The 14,192-nt window shown below is 73.2% G+C and carries 12 protein-coding genes; 8 read left to right on the plus strand and 4 right to left on the minus strand.

All coding sequences use genetic code 11. The features are described 5' to 3' along the window. Positions 1–7 precede the first annotated feature (7 nt). Both mqnB and AS97_RS21135 read left to right on the plus strand, forming a co-directional pair. On the plus strand, positions 8–820 hold the full coding sequence (mqnB, locus tag AS97_RS21130) for a futalosine hydrolase (protein WP_210565454.1): 813 nt from the start codon (positions 8–10) through the stop codon (positions 818–820). After that, positions 817–1,683, plus strand: a complete 867-nt coding sequence (locus AS97_RS21135; RefSeq protein ID WP_059142706.1) for a 1,4-dihydroxy-6-naphthoate synthase — start codon at positions 817–819, stop codon at positions 1,681–1,683. Before mqnB ends, AS97_RS21135 begins: the two co-directional genes overlap by 4 nt. 109 nt (positions 1,684–1,792) lie before the next feature. Here AS97_RS21135 and AS97_RS48620 read toward each other — a convergent pair whose 3' ends face one another. Next, entirely contained in the window at positions 1,793–2,176 is a 384-nt protein-coding gene (locus AS97_RS48620) for a cold-shock protein (protein ID WP_014061494.1), read from the minus strand. 168 nt (positions 2,177–2,344) lie between these two features. On the opposite strand from AS97_RS48620, the gene AS97_RS21145 reads away from it, so the two are divergent. Further along, complete coding sequence (locus AS97_RS21145) at positions 2,345–2,650, plus strand: hypothetical protein (RefSeq protein WP_059142707.1); 306 nt, start codon at positions 2,345–2,347, stop codon at positions 2,648–2,650. 133 nt (positions 2,651–2,783) lie between these two features. Here the strand turns inward: AS97_RS21145 and AS97_RS21150 are convergent, their stop codons facing one another. Beyond that, complete coding sequence (locus AS97_RS21150) at positions 2,784–3,476, minus strand: HAD family hydrolase (protein ID WP_210565455.1); 693 nt, start codon at positions 3,474–3,476, stop codon at positions 2,784–2,786. A 75-nt stretch (positions 3,477–3,551) separates the two neighbouring features. On the opposite strand from AS97_RS21150, the gene AS97_RS21155 reads away from it, so the two are divergent. Genes AS97_RS21155 through AS97_RS21165 form a run of 3 tightly spaced genes read left to right on the plus strand, consistent with a single transcriptional unit; the run spans position 3,552 to position 6,606 of the window. Next, positions 3,552–4,586: an iron ABC transporter permease gene (locus AS97_RS21155; protein ID WP_210565456.1), complete on the plus strand. Its 1,035-nt coding sequence runs from the start codon at positions 3,552–3,554 to the stop codon at positions 4,584–4,586. Next, positions 4,583–5,752: an iron ABC transporter permease gene (locus AS97_RS21160; protein WP_125760968.1), complete on the plus strand. Its 1,170-nt coding sequence runs from the start codon at positions 4,583–4,585 to the stop codon at positions 5,750–5,752. Before AS97_RS21155 ends, AS97_RS21160 begins: the two co-directional genes overlap by 4 nt. Continuing rightward, a complete protein-coding gene (locus AS97_RS21165) occupies positions 5,749–6,606 on the plus strand; it encodes an ABC transporter ATP-binding protein (protein WP_247204450.1) in 858 nt (285 codons plus the stop codon). The genes AS97_RS21160 and AS97_RS21165 overlap by 4 nt, the downstream gene beginning before the upstream one ends. Before the next feature lie 181 nt (positions 6,607–6,787). On the opposite strand, the gene AS97_RS21170 is transcribed toward AS97_RS21165, so the two are convergent. Continuing rightward, complete coding sequence (locus tag AS97_RS21170; protein ID WP_210565457.1) at positions 6,788–8,059, minus strand: hypothetical protein; 1,272 nt, start codon at positions 8,057–8,059, stop codon at positions 6,788–6,790. 186 nt (positions 8,060–8,245) lie between these two features. Between AS97_RS21170 and AS97_RS21175 the strand changes: the two genes are divergently transcribed. Then, the gene (locus AS97_RS21175) at positions 8,246–11,101 is read left to right on the plus strand and encodes a helicase C-terminal domain-containing protein (protein WP_210565458.1); all 2,856 of its coding nucleotides are present in this window, start codon (positions 8,246–8,248) and stop codon (positions 11,099–11,101) included. A gap of 170 nt (positions 11,102–11,271) precedes the next feature. Here AS97_RS21175 and AS97_RS47510 read toward each other — a convergent pair whose 3' ends face one another. Continuing rightward, entirely contained in the window at positions 11,272–12,216 is a 945-nt protein-coding gene (locus tag AS97_RS47510; protein WP_247204451.1) for a VanZ family protein, read from the minus strand. A 178-nt stretch (positions 12,217–12,394) separates the two neighbouring features. On the opposite strand from AS97_RS47510, the gene AS97_RS21185 reads away from it, so the two are divergent. After that, on the plus strand, positions 12,395–14,044 hold the full coding sequence (locus AS97_RS21185; protein ID WP_059142712.1) for a DNA repair helicase XPB: 1,650 nt from the start codon (positions 12,395–12,397) through the stop codon (positions 14,042–14,044). The last annotated feature ends 148 nt before the right edge of the window (positions 14,045–14,192 follow it).

Here is a 14,192-nt window from a genome sequence, read left to right on the forward strand (position 1 = left end):
ACCGTCCATGCGCGTACTGATCGTCACGGCCGTGCCCGCCGAGCGGGACGCCGTGGTGCGGGGCATCGGTGCCACGGCCCCCGAGGTGGCCGAACTCCCCGTCCCCGGCGGGATGATCCACCGGCTGAGCCCGGTGCCGCCCGCCGGGCCGCCGCTCACCGTGGACGTCCTGGCGGCAGGGGTCGGCCCGGCGGCCGCGGCGGCCGGAACCGCCGCCGCCCTGACCGCGGCCGCGGTCGCCCGTACCCCCTACGACCTCGCCGTATCGGCCGGTATCGGCGGCGGCTTCACCACCGCACGCCCCAGCCCGACCGCACGCCCCACCGCCGAGCGGCCTGCCCCCGCGCAGTCTGCCCCCGCGCGCCTCGGCTCCATCGTCGTCGCCGACGCGATCGTCGCCGCCGACCTGGGCGCCGAGACCCCCGACGGCTTCACCGCCGTCACCGACCTGGGCTTCGGAACCGTAGAACACCTCCCGCCCGCCCCGCTCGTCGCCGCCGTCGCCGAGGCGACGGACGCCGTGCGCGGCACCGTGCTCACCGTGTCGACCGTGACCGGGAGCGCCGAACGGGCCGCCGAGCTGCTGCGCCGCCATCCCCGCGCCGCCGCCGAGGCCATGGAGGGCTTCGGCGTGGCGGAGGCCGCCGCGGCCCAGTCCGTACCCGCCCTGGAGGTACGGGCGATCTCCAACGCCGTCGGGCCGCGCGACCGCGCCGCCTGGCGGATCGGGGAGGCACTCGAGGCGCTCACCAGCACCTTCGGAACCATCGCCCCCCTCCTCGGCACCTGGACCTTGGACCCGGAAGGAACCCGGCAGTGACTGAGCCCCTGAAGATCGCCTACTCCCCGTGCCCCAACGACACCTTCGTCTTCCACGCCTGGGCCCACGGCCGCGTCCCCGGCGCGCCCGCGCTCGATGTCACCTTCGCCGACATCGACATCACCAACGGGATGGCGGAGCGCGGTGAGTTCGATGTGCTGAAGGTGTCCTACGCCGTACTGCCGTGGGTGCTGGACGACTACGCGCTGCTGCCCTGCGGCGGCGCGCTCGGGCGCGGCTGCGGTCCGCTGGTGCTCACGCGGCAGCCCGGCGAGGGGCAGCAGTTCACCGGCAAGGACCTGGCCGGGAAGACCGTCGCGGTGCCGAGCGAGCGTTCGACCGCGTATCTGCTCTTCCGGCTGTGGGCCGCCGCCGAGGTGCCGGGCGGGGTCGGCGAGATCAAGGTGCTGCCCTTCCACTCGATCATGCCCGCGGTGCGGGACGGCGAGGTCGATGCCGGGCTCGTCATCCACGAAGCCCGGTTCACCTATCAGAATTACGGGCTGCACTGCCTGGCTGACATGGGCCAGCACTGGGAGCAGACCACCGGCCTGCCGATCCCGCTCGGCGCGATCATCGCCAAGCGCTCACTGGGCGACGAGCGGCTGCGGGAACTCGCCGACGCCGCCCGGACGTCGGTCCGGATGGCCTGGGACGACCCGGAGGCGTCACGGACCTATGTCCTGGAGCACGCCCAGGAGATGGACCCGGCCGTCGCCGACCAACACATCGGGCTGTACGTGAACGAGTTCACCGCCGACCTGGGCGAGAACGGCTACGCCGCGGTGCGCGGGCTGCTGACCCGCGCGGCGGCCGAGGGGCTGGTGCCGCCCCTCGGCCCCGGTGCGCTGGACGCGGTCTGACGTTCCGGCGGATTCCGGCGCTCCCATGGAATTCGGCTGCGGGATACCGGCTGACGGGATGTCGTATGTGCGGGACTGATCAGATCGGCCGATCAGATCGGCGATCAGGTCATACGTCGAGCTGGTCGGCCACCGCTCGCAGCATGCCCGCGATCTTGTGGCCGTGTGCCTTGTCCGGGTAGCGGCCGCGCTCCAGCTGCTGCGTCACGTTTTCCAGCAGGGTGGTCAGATCCTGGACGATCGACGCCAGCTCATCCGGCTTGCGCCGCTGGGCGGCCGCCACGGAAGGGGTGGGGTCGAGAACGGTGACGGACAATGCCTGGTCTCCGCGGTTTCCGGCCACCACGCCGAATTCCACGCGCTGCCCCGGCTTCAGTGCGTCGACGCCTTCCGGAAGCACCGACGAGTGAACGAAGACGTCGCCACCGTCATCGCGGGAGAGAAAGCCAAAGCCCTTCTCACTGTTGAACCACTTGACCTTGCCGGTAGGCACGTCTGTCTCGTCCTCGTCGCTCGTCGGAAAACACGGAAAAACAGCTCTCGATAGCACTACAGCGGGTCGTAAGACCCGCCACCACCAAGGCTAATGGTCCCGAGCCTGGTGACAAGACGTACCCGGGTGGTTCCTATACGCGCTCTGGCACGGATCTACCCTGGTGCGGTGAGTAATGAAACCCCGCACCGTGGTGGCTCCCCCCGCTCCCCCCGGGAAGCACCCCTTCCCGGCGACCGGCTCATCCGGTCCGGCGTCATTGTCTTCGCCATCGGGTCGGTGGCCACGCTCGTCACCGTCGCACCGCTCTTCCTCGGCGCGGATCCACTGCCTTCGGTCGCGTACTTCATGTGCATGCTGATGGGCGTCGGCTTCGCCCTCGCCGGCGCCGGGCTGCTGCGCTCCATCGCGGCACAGCGGCGGCAGGCCGCGGCCACCCAGGCGCCACGGACGGCCGTACCGCCGAACGGGTGAATCAGCCCGGGGTCTGCTTCACCCCGGGATCCGCGTCAGCGAGCCGATCAGCCCGCTGGGTGACCGCCTACCCGCTGGGTGACCGCCTACCTGTTGGGTGACCGCCTACGCGCGACCGCCTACGCGCGACCGCCTACGCCTGAGCGCCTATGTGCCCCGCCAGCCAGGCCGGGAACGCCGTCAGGTCGTCCAGGACGACATCGGCGCCGGCCGCCAGCAGCTCATCCGCTGGGCAGGGCCCGGTGGCGACCGCCACGGACAGCGCGCCGGCCGTACGGGCGCCCCGTACGTCACCCGTGTGGTCCCCCACATACACCGTCGCCCCGTACTCCCGCAGCGCCTCCGCCTTGGCCTCGGCCCACAGCCAGCCGATGACCGCGTCCGCCTCGATGCCCAGGTGGCTCAGGTGCAGCTTGGCGTTGGGCTCGTGCTTCGCGGTGACGACGATGGCCCGGCCCCCCGCCCGCCGCACGGCCTCGATCGCCTCACGGGCCCCGGTCATGGCCGGGGTGGGCCCGATCGCGTACTCCGGGTAGAGCTCGCGGTAGAGCTCGCCCACCTCCTCGACCCACTCGTCGGGGAACCAGTGCACCAGCTCCTGCTCCAGCGGCGGGCCGAGCCGGGTGATGGCGAGGTCGGAGTCGATGTAGGTGCCGGTCCGCGCCGAGAGCGCCTCGTACGCCGCCTTGATGCCCGGCCGGGAGTCGATGAGGGTCATGTCGAGGTCGAAGCCGACGGTCACCGTGTGTGCCCCGGCCTCCGCGGCGAGGCCCGGGTCGGTGGTGGGGACGGGGGACGGAGCGGAGTACGAAGACATGCCCGCCATTGTGCCTCGGCCCACCCCATACACTTAGCCTCGCCTAACTTCGTAGCCGACGAGCGAGAAGAACGAACGGAAGCGATGACCGCCGACCGGACCAGCAGCCGCCCTCCCAGAGCCTCACTGGTCCGCCGCCGCCTCGGCTGGACGGCCACCGCCGTCGTCGCCCTGCTGCTCGCCATCCTGCTGAGCCTCGCCGTGGGCGGCCGCCAGATCGCGCCGAGCGCGGTGCTGGACGCGCTGCTGCACGGCGGTTCGAGCGATGCCGCCGACATCGTGCGGTCCCTGCGGCTGCCGCGCACCGTCATCGGGCTGATGGTCGGCGCGGCGCTCGCCATGGCGGGCACCGTGATGCAGGGCGTCACCCGCAACCCGATCGCCGACCCGGGCATCCTCGGCGTCAGCCAGGGGGCCTCGGTGGGCGTGGTACTCGCGATCGCCTTCGCCGGGGTGCACACCCTGGGCGGCTATGTCTGGTTCGCCTTCGCGGGCGCGGGGCTGGCGTCGGTCGCCGTCTACGCCATCGCCGGCAGCGGGCGGGGCGGCGCGACCCCGGTCAAACTCGCCCTCTCCGGCGCCGCGGTCAACGCACTGCTGGTGTCCGTGACGACGGGGGTACTGACGACGAAGGCGGCGGCTCTGGATGAGTTCCGCTTCTGGCAGATCGGCTCGCTCGCCGGGCGGGACACCGAGATCGTCGGCCAGGTCTGGCCGTTCCTGCTGGTCGGCACCGTGCTGGTGATCGCGGTGGCACGCGGTCTGGACGCGCTGGCGCTCGGCGAGGACGTCGCGAAGGGGCTCGGCCAGAACGTGGCGGTCGTACGGGTCGTCGCGGCCCTCGGCGCCACGATCCTCACCGGGGTCGGCGTCGCCGCCGCGGGGCCGCTCGCCTTCGTCGGCCTCGCGGTCCCCCATATCGCCCGCGCGATCGTCGGCACCGACCACCGCTGGGTCCTTCCGATGGCCGCCCTGATCGGCCCGGTGATGCTGCTGGTCTCGGATGTGGTGGGCCGGATCCTCTTCCCACCGAGCGAGGTCCCGGCGGGCGTGATGACCGCACTGATCGGGGTGCCCTTCCTGGTCACGCTGGTCCGCCGGAAGACGGTGGCCGCATGACCGCCACCGACAGCCGCGCTGACAGCCGCACCGACCCTCCAGGGGCCCGGACGGCGGTCCGCCCCGCCGGGTACGGCCTCATCCGCGTCAAGGGCGGCGGACGAAGCGGCCATGACGTGCGTGATCTCCGTGGCGGATCGTTCCTGCTGCATCGCCGCTCGGCCCTCGTCGCGCTCGGGCTGGCCCTGGCCACCGTCGCCGTCTGTGTGGCGTATCTGTGCGTCGGCGAGAGCTTCGTCGCCCCCGCCGACGCCGTGCAGGCCGTCCTGCACACCCAGTGGGGCCTTGGGCAGGCCACGCCGAACGATCTCGTGGTCGGCACGCTGCGGCTCCCCCGGATGACGCTCGGTCTGATGGTCGGCGCCGCCTTCGGCATCGCGGGCGCGCTGATCCAGACGGTGGCCCGCAACCCCCTCGCGAGCCCGGACATCATCGGTGTCAGCCAGGGCGCGAGCGCGGTGACCGTGGGCGCGATGACCTACGGGGTCACCTCCTTCGCCGTCCTGCCCTATCTCTCCGTCGCGGGCGGTCTCGCCGCCGCCGCGCTGGTGTACGTCTTCGCCTGGCGCGGCGGGCTGCAGGCGACCCGCTTCGTGCTCATCGGCATCGGTTTCGCCGTCGCGCTGCGCTCGATCACCCATCTCTTCCTGACCAAGGGCGACTATCTGGTGGCCCAGCAGGCGAAGGTGTGGATGACCGGTTCGCTGAACGGACGCGGCTGGGACGAGGCCGGTCCGCTCGGCTGGGCGCTGCTGGTGCTGCTGCCCGGTGTGCTGTGGGCGGCGCGGGCGCAGCGCACGGTGTCCCTGGACGACGACACGGCGACCGCGCTGGGCGTACGGCTCGGGCGGGTACGGCTGGGCCTGGTCTCCCTCGGCGTCGTGCTCGCGTCGATGGCGACGGGCGCGGCCGGCCCGGTGGACTTCGTGGCGCTGCTCGCCCCGCAGATCGCCCGCCGGATGACCAGGACCGCCCAGATCCCGCTGCTGTGCTCGGCCCTGGTCGGAGCGTTCATCGTCGTCACCGCCGATCTGCTGGCCCGCAAGCTGTTCGCGCCGACCGAACTGCCGGTGGGCGTGCTGACCGCCGCGGTCGGCGCCCCGTATCTGATCCACCTGCTGCTGTCTTCCGGGGGACGCGGCCGTAAGGGAGGCACCGCCGCATGACCGCTTCGGCGTCCACAACGGGTACGACGGGACCGGATCTGGTGGCACCCACTGCCCCGAACCGGCTCACCGCACGTGAGCTGACCCTCGCCTACGAGGACCGGACCGTCGTGGACGGGCTGGACCTGGCGATACCCGACGGCGAGGTCACGGTCATCGTCGGCCCCAACGCCTGCGGCAAGTCCACCCTGCTGCGCGCCCTGGGACGGCTGCTGCGCCCGCGTGGCGGCGCGGTACTCCTCGACGGCACGGATCTCGCCCGTATCCCCACCAAGAAGATCGCCCGGGCCGTGGGGCTGCTCCCGCAGACCCCGGTCGCCCCCGAGGCGATCACCGTCGCCGATCTCGTCTCCCGCGGCCGCCAACCGCATCAGCACTGGTGGCAGCAGTGGTCGGAGGAGGACGAACGAGCCGTCACGGACGCCATGGAGCGTACGGACGTGACGGCGCTCGCCGACCGCCCGGTGGACGAGCTGTCCGGCGGGCAGCGCCAGCGCGTATGGATCGCGATGGCGCTCGCGCAGGAGACCGATCTGCTGCTGCTGGACGAGCCGACGACGTATCTGGACATCTCCCACCAGGTGGAGGTGCTGGACCTGGTGCGCCGGCTCAACCACGAACGCGGCCGTACGGTCGTCGCCGTCCTGCACGACCTCAACCAGGCCGCTCGCTACGCCGATCAGCTGATCGCGATGAAGGCGGGGCGGATCGTGGCCCGCGGCCGCCCGGGGGACATCGTCACGGCGGACCTGGTGCACGAGGTCTTCGGCCTGGCCTCGGTGGTCGTCCCCGACCCGGTCACCGGCAGCCCCCTCGTCGTCCCGGGCACACCTTGGCAGGCCGAGCAGGACTGAGCGGCGCAGGCCGAGCAGGACTGAGCGGCGCAGGCCGAGCAGGACTGAGCGGCGCAGGCCGAGCAGGACTGAGCGGCGCAGGCCGAGCAGGACTGAGCGGCGCAGGCCGAGCAGGACTGAGCGGAGGGCCGGGTGCCCCGCCCCCGGCCTCAGCCCTTGTCGGCCTCAGCCCTTGTCGGCCTCAGCCCTTGCGCCGCCTCGCGCGCCACAGCAGGAAGAGCACCGAGGCGATGGCCGCGCCCCGGACGACGAACGGCCAGGTGCCGGTGAGCGCGTCCTTCCACCCGTCCTCGGGGATCGGCTGGCCCCATTTGCGGGCGGCCCGGCCCCACAGCCAGACCCCGGCCCCGGCCGCGACCAGACCGGGTATGCCCAGCGAGGCCCACTTCGCCCCGGCCGGGGAGTGGCGGTAGGTGCCGTAATACGCGATCACCCAGCCGAAGGCGATCGGGATGATGTTGCCCATGACGGCACCCGCCACCAGGAGTCCGACCGCCACCAGCAGCACCGGGCCGAGCCCGGCCAGCCATGTGGCGACGCCGCCCCCGCCCCCGCCCGTGGGCTGATCGGCCGCCTTACCGGGCCCGAGGAGCACCCGGCGCAGCGCACCGCGCTGCTTGCCCCCGGCCGCGGCCTTGGCCTCCGCCTCCTCGGCGGCCCGGGCCTCGGCGGCGGCCTCCTCCTCCGCCGCCGCCTTCTCCTCGGCCTCCCGCCGCTCTTGGCGTTCCTGCTCGGCCGTCTTGCCCTTGCCGAGCAGTTCGGGGATCTCGATTCCGCCGGTGAACCCCTCGACCGAGCCGTACTGCGCGTCACGCCGCTCGGACTGGGCGAACGGACCCGCCTCCACATGCCACCAGTCCATGTTGGACTCGCGCGGGCTCAGTTCGTCCTCCCCCGCGAGATGCGGCGGCGAGGCGGCGTTGGACGGGGGTGTGGCGGGGGTGGCGGGCCTCGGCTTGATCAGCGAGGGGGAACCGTCGCCCGGGGCGCCGCCGTTCCAGCCGGCGCCGGGCACCCCCGGGGCGTCCTCCTCGCGCGGGGTGGGAACCTTACCGGTGAGACCGCTGCTCTTGGCGAGCCCGGCCAGCTTGTCGCGGGCCGCCCGCGCCGCCCCGGTGGCTCCCCGCGACGACGCACCGCCGACCGCGCCACTGCCCGCACCGCCGACCGCGCCACCACCCGCCGCGCCCGGCTCAGCGCCCGTTCCCGAGCCCGGGTCGGGGGGCCGGCCGCCCGCAGCGGCCACCACGTCGGCCGGTGAACCCAGCTTGGACAGGATCCGCTTCACCCCGGCCGGGCTGTCCGCCCCTCCGGTGGTCCGGCGATGGTCGATATCGGCACGCAGCCCGGAGACCAGGCGCATGCGTTCACCGGACGACAGACCCTGCTGCTGAGCCAGGTCACCGACCCGGCTCAGATAGTCGTAGACGAGCTTTTCGCTCTCGATCCCCACCAAGACCCCTGAGAATGCGCACGGTCGGCGTATCAGTCGGCTCCGACCGTACCGCGCGGAAGCGGAGTCCCGCCGCACCCCCTGCGTCCCGCACCCCGCGGGTACTGTGGATCGAATGAGCAGTTCATGGAATCGGGAAGGCTGAAATGCCCGAAGAGACCAGCTCGCGCAACCGGGAGGCATGAGTTGCCCGCAGACACCGGCCGTGGGGACACCGGCCACGGGGACGGCGGCCCACGGGACACCGGCCCATGGGACGGCGGCCACGGCAACCGCGGCCGCGCGGTGCCGCGCACACTCGCCGAGGAGCTGCGGACCCGGCCCGACGACGCCCTCGCCGCCCTGCTGCGCGCCCGCCCCGATCTGCTCTCCCCGGTCCCGAACGACCTCACCCAGCTCGCCACCCGGGCCGGCACCCGCGCCTCGGTGGTACGGGCCGTGGAGCGGCTCGACCGGTTCGCGCTGCAGACCGCCGAGGCGCTGGCGGTCGCGCCCGACCCGTGCGCGTACGAAACCCTGCGGGATCTGCTGACGGGCGATGAGGGCGCGCAGCAGGCTGGGGGCGAGGGAGACGCCCGGGATGCGGAGGGAGCCGAAGGTGCTGGGGCTGCTCTTCAGGGCCCCGGGAACGCCTCGCCCGCCTCACCCCTCAGCCCCGCCTCACCCGCCGGCCCCGCCTCACCCGCCGACCCCGCATCCGGCACCGCCGCCCTGGGCGCCAAGGAACGTGCGGCGATCACGGCCGAGCTGCCGCGTGCCGTGGCCGCCCTGCGCGACCAGGCCCTGGTCTGGGGCGGTGACGACCGCCTCCGCCTCGTCCGCACCGCCCGCGAACTGCTCGCGCCCTCCCCCACCTCCCCCTCTCCGACCGGTCTCGGCCCGACCGTCCAGGAGGCCACGTCCGGGATGTCGCCGGGCCGACTGCAGGAGTTGCTGGCGAGCGCCGGGCTGCCGCCCACCCACGACCCGGTCACGGCGGTGGCGGCCCTGGCCGAGCTGTTCCAGGACCGCGCCCGGATGGCGGCGCTGCTGGGCGGGGCGCCGACCGGCGCGGCGGCCGTGCTGGCCAAGCTGACCTGGGGACCTCCGTACGGAGAGGCGTCCGTCGCCTCGCCCACTCCACCCGTCGGCTGGCTGCTGGACCGCGGACTGCTGCTCCCGTCCGGGCCGCGCAACGTCGTGCTGCCCCGCGAGGTCGCCCTGCATCTGCGCCACGGCCGGGCACACCGCGCCCCCGAGCCGCTGGCCCCGCCGCTCTCGCCCACCGCCGAGCACGATCCACAGGCTGTGGATAACACCGCCGCGGGTCAGACCTTCACCGCCCTGGCCACCATTGAGGAGCTGCTGGGGCAGTGGGAGAACGCCGGACCGCCCGTGTTGCGCGCGGGCGGGCTGAGCGTCCGCGACCTCAAGCGGGCCGCCGTGGCACTCGACGTGTCCGAGCCGGTGGCCGCCTTCTGGATCGAGCTGGCCTACGCGGCCGGGCTGGTGGCCTCCGACGGCGAGACCGACGAGCGCTACGCCCCCACCCCCGCCTACGACGACTGGCTGCGGCTGCCCGCCGAGGAGCGCTGGGCGCGGCTCGCCGCCGCCTGGCTGCCCGCGACCCGTACGGCGGGGCTGGTCGGCGGCCGGGACAACCGGGGCCGCACCCTCGCCGCGCTCGGCCCGGACCTGGACCGCTCCCCGGCCCCCGAGGTCCGCCGCCGGGTCCTCGAACTCCTGGCCACCCTCCCGCCCGGTGCCGCGGCCGTCCCCGACGTCCTGCTGAATCGGCTGCGGTGGGAGCGGCCGACCAGCCACCGCGGCGCACCCGCCGCGGCTGCCGCCGGTGCCGCCCCTGGTGCCACCTCGCCCGCCTGGGGCGCCCCCAGCGCCGCCTCCCCCAGCAGGGAGGACCTGCGCTCGCGGCTGGCTCGCTGGGCCGTGACCGAGGCCGAAATTCTCGGGATCACCGGCCGGGGCGCACTCTCCTCCCCCGGCCGCGCCCTGCTGGAACCCCACCCGGACGAGCCGCCGACCGCCAGGATCGACACCGCGTCCGCGCACGCCGCGCGGCTGCTGGCGCCGCTGCTACCCGAACCCCTCGACCACGTCCTGCTCCAAGCCGACCTGACCGCCGTCGCGCCCGGCCCCCTGGAACGGCCGCTCGCCGAGACGCTGGGCATCCTCGCCGACGTCGAGTCCAAGGGCGGCGCGACCGTGTACCGCTTCACGCCCGAGTCGGTACGCCGTGCACTGGACGCCGGGCGGACCGCCGACGATGTGCACACCTTCCTCGCCGCGCACTCCCGCACCCCGGTGCCCCAGCCGCTCACCTACCTCGTCAACGATGTGGCCCGTAAGCACGGTCGGCTGCGCATCGGCGCCGCCTCCGCGTATCTGCGCTGCGACGACGACACGCTGCTCGCCGAGATCCTGGCCGACCGCCGCTCGGCGGGGCTGCGGCTGCGCCGCCTCGCCCCCACCGTCCTGGCCGCCCAGGCACCGCCGGACACGCTGCTGGAGGGGCTACGGGCGATGGGGTACGCCCCGGCTGCCGAGTCCGCCGAGGGCGATGTGCTGGTCAGCCGCCCCGAAGCCCGGCGCACCCCGCCCCGTACGCCGCCCGTCCCGGTCCCGGAGGGCCCGCCGGTGGCCGACGCCACCCTGCTGGGCGCGGCGGTGCGCGCCATCCGCGCCGGGGACCTCGCCGCGACCGCGCCCCACAAACCGGCGGCCGCGGCCGAGGCAAGGCCGGAGGCCGCTTCCGGCTCACGGCCCGGGGCCGGGTTCGGGTCCGGATCCACCGCCACCGGCGACCGGCTGCCCCGCACGACCTCCGCCGACACCCTCGCCACCATGCAGGCCGCGGCCCTGACCGGCTCCAACGTCTGGATCGGCTATGTCAACGCCAACGGCGCGGCCAGCCAGCGCGTGATCGCCCCGGTCCGGGTCGAGGGCGGCTTCGTCACGGCGTACGACCACACGGCGGACGAGGTCCGTACGTACCCCCTGCACCGCATCACGGGCGCCGCCGAACTGGCCGAGGACGCCACGTAGGGCTACGGCTGGTGACCGGGGATCCGCGCCGGACCCCGGTCCTCGAGCGCCGGACGGGCTGATTTCAGCCCGTCCGGCGCTCGAGGACACGCCCGAAGGGCGTCCGGGGTCCAGGGGCGGAGCCCCTGGTGCGGGAAGGGACGGGTGGGGTCACGGCGCGTAGGAACGGCTCACGCCGCGGGCGGTACCTCGGTCCCCCGTCGGGTCCACCGGTGCCACCAGTGGCGGCGCCGGGGATGCAGGGCGTGGCCGAGCCAGCGGCCGACCACGACGTAGCCGAGCAGCGCACCCGTGGTGTTGAGGATGACGTCGTCGATGTCGAAGGCCCGGCCCTCGACGATGAGCCCCTGAACGGTCTCGACGGCCACCATCACCAAGGCCGTCACGACGACCACCCGCACCGCGCCCCGCGCCTTGGGCAGCAGCATCGGCAGCAGCACCCCGAAGGGGGCACCGAGCAGCACGTTGCCGCCGATCTGCTTCACCGTGTCCCGGAAGGCGGGCTGGTCGATGTACGCGCGCAGCGACCGCCCCGGATGCAGATTGGTGTGGACGAGGTCGACGGAGCCGGGCTGGGGCACGAGCGTGGCCTTGGCGAGCGCCGCCGCGAAGCCGACCATGCAGACGAACGCCACGAGGAGCACCAGCAGCCGTGCGGCGCGCGCGCCGAACGACTTGCGCTGCAGCAGCGCCGTCTCCCGCGTGCCCTCGGGCTCCGTGGGCTTGGCGGGCTTCGCGGTCCGGGCCTTCGTCGACGAAGCCTTCGCGGACTCAGCCTTCGCGGACTCCGCCTTCGCGGTCTGCGACTTCGCGGCCTGGGCCTTCGCGGCCTGCGGCTGTGCCGTCCGGGACCCCTTCGTCGGAGCCCCACCCGCCCGCGGCCCCTTCTTCTGGCCGCTCGCCCGCCTCTCGCCGCTCGCCGGCTTCTGGCCGCCCGTCGTCCGGGAGCCCGCCCGCGGCTTCCTCTCCCCCGGCTTCTTCTCCCCCGATCGCTTCTCCCCCGGCTTCCTCTCCCCCGGCTGCTTCTTCTCCCCCGACCGCTTCTCCGCCGTCCGCTTTACCGTCGTCCTCTTGTCCGCCGTCCGCCGGATCTCCCATCCAGCGATGCTGATCACAGGGACTCCCTCCCGCCCATGGCTCTGTTGTCGCGGCGCTGTCGTCGCGGTTCCGTCGGTCCGTATCCGTCTTCGCCGCTTGCCCGTAGCCGTCCGTTGTATCCCTGCGGCTCTCCGCCACGCCTTCTCGATGGGGGACACTGGTTCTTTGGCCGGCAGCACGAAAGGACCCAGGCGCGTGAATGGACCCCTCATCGTCCAAAGCGACAAGACGCTCCTGCTCGAGGTGGACCACGAGCAGGCCGGCGCCTGCCGCCGCGCCATCGCGCCCTTCGCCGAGCTGGAGCGGGCGCCCGAGCACATCCACACCTACCGGGTGACGCCGCTGGGGCTGTGGAACGCCCGCGCCGCCGGGCACGACGCCGAGCAGGTGGTCGACGCCCTCGTCGCGTACTCCCGCTATCCCGTCCCGCACGCCCTCCTCGTCGACGTCGCGGAGACCATGGCCCGCTACGGGCGGCTGCGGCTGCTCAAGCACCCCACCCACGGGCTGGTCCTGGAGACCAGCGACCGCCCGATCCTCGAGGAGATCCTGCGGTCGAAGAAGGTCCAACCGCTGGTCGGCGCCCGGATCGACCCGGAGACCGTCGTCGTCCACCCCTCCGAGCGCGGACAGATCAAGCAGACGCTGCTGAAGCTGGGCTGGCCCGCCGAGGACCTGGCCGGGTATGTGGACGGCGAGGCCCACCCCATCGAGCTGCACGAGGACGGCTGGGCGCTGCGGCCGTATCAGACACAGGCCGTGGAGGGCTTCTGGCACGGCGGCTCCGGTGTCGTCGTGCTGCCCTGTGGCGCCGGAAAGACGCTGGTCGGGGCGGGTGCGATGGCCACCGCCAAGTCGACCACGCTGATCCTGGTCACCAACACCGTCTCCGCCCGGCAGTGGAAGCACGAGCTGGTGCGCCGCACCTCGCTCACCGAGGAGGAGATCGGTGAGTACAGCGGTACGCGGAAGGAGATCCGCCCGATCACCATCGCCACGTACCAGGTGCTCACCACCAAGCGGAAGGGCGTCTACCCGCATCTGGAGCTGTTCGACTCCCGTGACTGGGGGCTGATCGTCTACGACGAGGTGCATCTGCTGCCGGCGCCCGTCTTCAAGTTCACCGCCGATCTGCAGGCCCGGCGGCGGCTCGGGCTCACCGCGACGCTCGTCCGGGAGGACGGCCGGGAGTCCGATGTCTTCTCGCTCATCGGGCCCAAGCGCTTCGACGCGCCCTGGAAGGAGATCGAGGCGCAGGGCTATATCGCGCCCGCCGACTGTGTCGAGGTCCGGGTCAACCTGACCGAGGCCGAGCGGCTGACCTACGCGACCGCCGAGACCGACGAGAAGTACCGCTACTGCGCCACCACCGACTCCAAGCGGAAGGTCACCGAGGCGCTGGTCGCCCGGCACAAGGGGCAGCAGACGCTGGTCATCGGCCAGTACATCGACCAGCTCGACGAGCTGGGCGAGCACCTGGACGCGCCCGTCATCAAGGGCGAGACCACCAACGCCCAGCGGGAGAAGCTCTTCGACGCCTTCCGGGAGGGCGAGCTGTCGGTGCTCGTCGTCTCGAAGGTCGCCAACTTCTCCATCGACCTCCCCGAGGCCACGGTCGCCATCCAGGTCTCCGGCACCTTCGGCTCCCGCCAGGAGGAGGCCCAGCGGCTCGGCCGGGTGCTGCGCCCGAAGGCCGACGGCCACCCGGCGGTCTTCTACTCGGTGGTCGCCCGGGACACGATCGACCAGGACTTCGCGGCGCACCGGCAGCGGTTCCTGGCCGAGCAGGGGTACGCGTACCGGATCGTGGACGCGAGCGAGCTGCTCGCGGACGAGGACGTCTGACGTTCGGCCCGTCACCGTCACCGTCACCCGGTCCCCGGTCCCCGGTCACCCATGGCCGTTGGGCCCGCTCCCATGGCCATGACATGTGTCATGGCCGACCGGTGATCGCCGACTCTGCCCGGGACATTCCCCGCCCGGAAGGATCGTG

This window comes from Streptomyces sp. AgN23, assembly GCF_001598115.1.
GTDB lineage: Bacteria > Actinomycetota > Actinomycetes > Streptomycetales > Streptomycetaceae > Streptomyces > Streptomyces antimycoticus.